This is a genomic window from Humidesulfovibrio sp. (genome assembly GCF_030689645.1).
GTDB lineage: Bacteria > Desulfobacterota > Desulfovibrionia > Desulfovibrionales > Desulfovibrionaceae > Humidesulfovibrio.
Genome location: NZ_JAUYFU010000061.1, coordinates 1 through 4,576, shown reverse-complemented (window position 1 = coordinate 4,576; position 4,576 = coordinate 1). Strand labels below are relative to the sequence as shown.

Annotated in this window: 3 protein-coding genes; 2 read left to right on the top strand and 1 reads right to left on the bottom strand. The window is 59.0% G+C overall.

Features of this window, described 5'->3' with window-relative positions; translation table 11 throughout:
* The first annotated feature begins 219 nt into the window (after positions 1-219).
* Positions 220-2,034, top strand: a complete 1,815-nt coding sequence (locus Q8O35_RS09300; protein WP_305572538.1) for a methyl-accepting chemotaxis protein — start codon at positions 220-222, stop codon at positions 2,032-2,034.
* 370 nt (positions 2,035-2,404) lie between these two features.
* The gene (locus Q8O35_RS09295; protein ID WP_305572536.1) at positions 2,405-4,117 is read left to right on the top strand and encodes a recombinase family protein; all 1,713 of its coding nucleotides are present in this window, start codon (positions 2,405-2,407) and stop codon (positions 4,115-4,117) included.
* 174 nt (positions 4,118-4,291) lie between these two features.
* Here Q8O35_RS09295 and Q8O35_RS09290 read toward each other — a convergent pair.
* Positions 4,292-4,576: hypothetical protein (locus tag Q8O35_RS09290; protein ID WP_305572534.1), on the bottom strand; the 285-nt coding region annotated here is incomplete at its 5' end.

Genomic DNA, 4,576 nt, shown 5'->3' with positions numbered 1-4,576 from the left:
GCCGCCTATAAAGACCGCGACAACCGCTCGCGCATTCTTTGCGCCGACATCGACTGCCCTGATTAGCCATTCGCCCCTGCTATTGCGCCGTTTGCCGAATCTGCTCACAAACTCCTTGCGCATCTGCAACTTCGTTGCTAGGTCTACGTATAGGTGGAGTATTTTACCCCACCCAACCAGCGGCTGTTCCGTTTCAGCACTTTGACCAGGGGGGGCACCATGCGCAACATCACCATCAGGGCACGAATCATCCTGCTCATCTCCATAGCGGTCGTTTTTGCCACCCTTGTGGGCGGAGCCTTCCTGTACCAGATGCTCCAGCTCAAGACCTTCGCCATTGCCCAGACGCAAGAGGCAATGCTGGATGGTCAAAAGGATAAGCTGAAGCTTGCAGTCAATTCCATGGCCTTGTCACTTGGGGAGAGCCTTAAGGACAATGATACAGTGACGGGAAAGGTGGACAACATCCGCCGGGCCACCAAGCCGATTCTCTTCGAGGAAGATAAGTCCGGATATTTCTTCGTCTACGAAGGAACGGTGGTTGTCTCCATGCCTGTGAAGCCCGAGAATCAGGGCAAGGATCTGAAGGACCTGGTGGACAAGAATGGCGTCTATCCCATCAGGGAGCTCGACCAGGCCGCCAAGAAGGGCGGAGGATTTGTCAGCTACGTGTTCGATAAGCCCGGCAAGGGGCTGCAGCCGAAGTTGAGCTATGCTGAGATGATCCCCGGCACAAACTTCTGGATCGGCACCGGCGTCTACATCGACAACATCGATGAGAAGAAGGCAGAAATCAGCACAGAAATCGGCGGCATGGTCAAGACCGCCAGCTACACCATCGGCGGCGTGGTGCTGGCATTGTTCCTGCTGCTGGTGCTGCCGCTTTCCATCATGATCTTCCGCAGCATCATCAATCCGCTTACCGCCGCCACCAAGGCCGCCACCGACGTTGCCGGGGGAGACCTGAACGTGACGCTCACTGTGGCCGGCAAGGACGAGACCTCGCTTCTTGAAAAGGCCTTGAACACCATGGTGGGCACCTTGCGCACCAACATGGCCGCTATTGAGGTCAAGACCCGCGAGGCCGAGGACAAGGCCAAGGCAGCAGAAGAAGCCACCATCGCGGCCAACGAGGCCAAGGCACAGGCCATACGCGCCCGGCAGGAGGGCCTGCTGGCGGCGGCCCTCAAGCTGGAGGCGGTGGTGGAGCGCCTGTCCTCGGCGTCGGAGGAGATCTCCGGCCAGGCCGACAACATTAGCCGCGCCACCGATGTGCAGATGGAGCGCATTACCGAAACCGCCACGGCCATGGAAGAGATGAACGCCACGGTGCTTGAGGTGGCCAAGAATGCGACACAGGCTTCCCACGGCGCAGAAACGGCCAAGGCTCAGGCCAATGACGGCAACCTGGTGGTGGGACGCTCCATCAAGGCCATGGACGCCCTGCTGAAGCTCTCCACACAGCTCAAGGGCAATATGGACGTGCTGGGCAAGCGCGCTCAGGACATCAGTCAGGTAATGAACGTCATCAACGACATCGCCGACCAGACGAACCTCCTGGCCCTTAACGCAGCCATCGAGGCCGCGCGCGCAGGTGACGCCGGACGAGGCTTCGCCGTAGTGGCCGACGAGGTGCGCAAGCTGGCCGAAAAGACCATGACCGCCACCAAGGAAGTGGGCGAAACCATCCGGGGCATCCAGGAGGTTTCGAACCAGAATATACATGGAATGGAAGAGGCCGGGCGCGCCATTGCGGATTCCACGGACCTGGTGCGCAAGTCCGGCCAGTCCCTGGATGAGATTGTGCGCATGAGCGAGTCCACGGCCTTGCAGGTGTCGAGCATCGCCACCGCAGCCGAAGAGCAGAGCGCCGCCAGCGAGGAGATCAACCAGGCCGTGGACCAGATAAACGCCATAGCCAGCGAAACATCGCAGAGCATGCAGCAGACGACCATCGCCATCCGCGAACTGGCCGAGCAGGCAGAAACCCTGCGCAAGCTGGTGGCCGACCTGAAGCGCGAAGGACAATCCTAAGCACAAAGGCCGGGGGCGCCGCCCCCCGGTCCCCCGTTGGGGGGAATGATTCCCCCCAAACCCCCTCATGGCAAACGAAATGACCGGGTCCGAACAGACGTTCGGACCCGGTCATTTCGTTTGCGGAGGCATCAGGATGGTGGTGTTCCCCACGCCAGCCCTGTCCGCGCCCTCGACGGGCGTCCCGCCCTTCTACCCTTTGCGGGTCCAGGGGGTGCATACCCCCTGGCGGGGGCAAGGGATGTATTAAATTAATTTTCAGGCGCATGTGCAACAAGCGGGTATAATTGCCATTGCCGCGATCTCTGTTCTTTCGGCACCCTGAATATTTTCCTGGCTGCCTTTCGCCCAGGTCGCTATAATGGGTAGCATGAAGAAACCCAAAGCGTCCGCACTAGACACTCGCCCCATGGGCAAAGCGTACGCGTACATCCGCCTCTCCTCCCAAGCGCAAGCTGCTGGTGACGGTGAACGCCGACAGCGCGAATCCGCGCAGCAGTTCGCTGGTCGACACGGGTACGAGATTCTCGAGTACCTCCAGGACATCGGCAAGTCAGCGTTCCGCAGCACCAATTCCTTACACGGCGAATTGGCCGAGTTCCTCAAGATCGCGCAAAAGGGGACCCTCGAGAAGGGAACCCTCCTGATTGTCGAGTCGGTAGACCGACTATCGCGAGACGAACTACAACCCTCCATACGGCTTTTGCTCAATATTTTCGATTATGATCTTTTGCTCGGCATCATCTCCGAGGACAAGATATTCAGCGAAATCAACTTCGATGATTTCCTGCAGCTGCTCAATGACATGTCGCGCTCAAATAAAGAAAGCGTCATGAAGTCTGTACGCTCCCTCGCAAATTGGGAGACAAAGCGCGAAAAAGCAAAGAAGGGGATCCCCGTCACCCGCCAATGCCCTCATTGGATGAAAGTCAAAGGGGGCAAGTTCAAGCTGATTCCCGAGCGTGTCGAGATCGTCAAGCGGATATTCGACTGGTACTCGGAAGGCAAGGGGCAGGGCAAGATCGCCGACCTGCTCACGGAGCAGGGCATCCTTGCTTGGAACAGGCGCAAGCCAATATGGCATCAAAGCTACATCTTCAAGCTGCTTCATAACCGTGCGGTCATCGGCGAGTACCAGCCTGAAGTGACTGTCAACGGCAAGAGAACCGCAGCCGACGTAGTCGAGAACTACTATCCGGCTATCATCGACAGGGACAGCTTCGAACTCATTCAGGATAAGACCCGGCTTCGCCGTGAGAACCATGCTGGGAGAAAAGGCAAGAAGTACGCGAACCTTTTCCAAGGAATGACCCGTTGCGCCGTGTGCGGCGCGCGGATGCGCTACCTGAACCACACCAAGGACGTAACGCGGAAGACTGGGTTGCGGCCGTGGGCGCTCTATCTCGCGTGCTCCAGCTCGCTCAAGAAGAACGGTTGCAGGAACAAGCAATACTACAGCTACTTGCACATGGAGAACTTCATCCTATCGGGCATTATGTCGGACATCGACATCATCGAAGCCGCCGGCGTGCACGCCAAGCGTCAGAAGCAGCACCTTGAACGGGTGAAAGAGTTGGACGCAGAGCTTATCCGGGTCAAGGCCGCCATCGGGCGGATGGTTGATGCGCTGGAGAACGGCGTTGGGAGCATTGCCGAGCTCACCCAAAGGCTGACAAAGAACAGCCATAAGCGCACGGAGTTGGAGCAGCAGCTTGCTGCGGCGCGCGCCGCAGCGGCTGAATCTCGCGAGGCCGCGCAGTCGGCGGACCTGTTCCGCCTGGTCGAAGAAGCATATGGCGAAAAGATGCCGGAAGGCATCGACATGTCAGACGAGGCCGTCTACTCGCGCCGGGTGCGCATCGCGGATCAGATGCGCGCGGTCATTGAAGACATCGCGTTTCACGAGGATCACATGATCCGCATCAAGACACGTGCTGGCACCGTCTACGAACTCGTGAATCGCGAATGGACGCGCATTGATAAGGGCAAACACATCGGCGCCAAGGGCACGCTGATAGCTCGGAGCTACGCCGGTCGCGCCGTTATGCAGCTTGGAACAGAAGATGACGAAGAGGCGAAGTAGCGGTCGGCCTCCTTTCCTTCTCCGTTTCCTTGTCCCTTCCTTTTCCTTCGCTTCCTTCTTCCTTGCCCCCATTCCTTGCTTCCTTGCAGTGTCAGACTCCCAAACGTAAGCCGCCGGGCAACAAGCCCGGCGGCGACACTTCGCAGCGCCCTGTTCGGCGGCGCAGTTTCCCTGTTATCGCACCGTCAGCGACGCGGCGGCCTCACCGTCCGTGGTGAACAGATGCCGAAGGCCAGGGTCGTCGTTTGAAACAAAGACTCCGGATCGGTTGCGACCGTTGCGCCAGCGAGGCCACCCGGCGGCATGCCAGATAGCGCAGTCGTGCCACCATTCGCCCAGGTCTTCGACGGGTTTCGTCTGCGCGGCTTCACGAAGAAGCTCGGTCGTAAGCGGCACATGGGGCCGCGGCTTGTACTGCGCAGCCATAAGTTCCGCGGAGCGACGGTTCGCGTCTGTTGG

Excerpts from the sequence above, each read along its gene's own strand:
- Q8O35_RS09300 (WP_305572538.1), top strand. The coding sequence starts at position 220 with ATGCGCAACATCACCATCAGGGCACGAATCATCCTGCTCATCTCCATA.
- Q8O35_RS09295 (WP_305572536.1), top strand. The coding sequence starts at position 2,405 with ATGAAGAAACCCAAAGCGTCCGCACTAGACACTCGCCCCATGGGCAAA.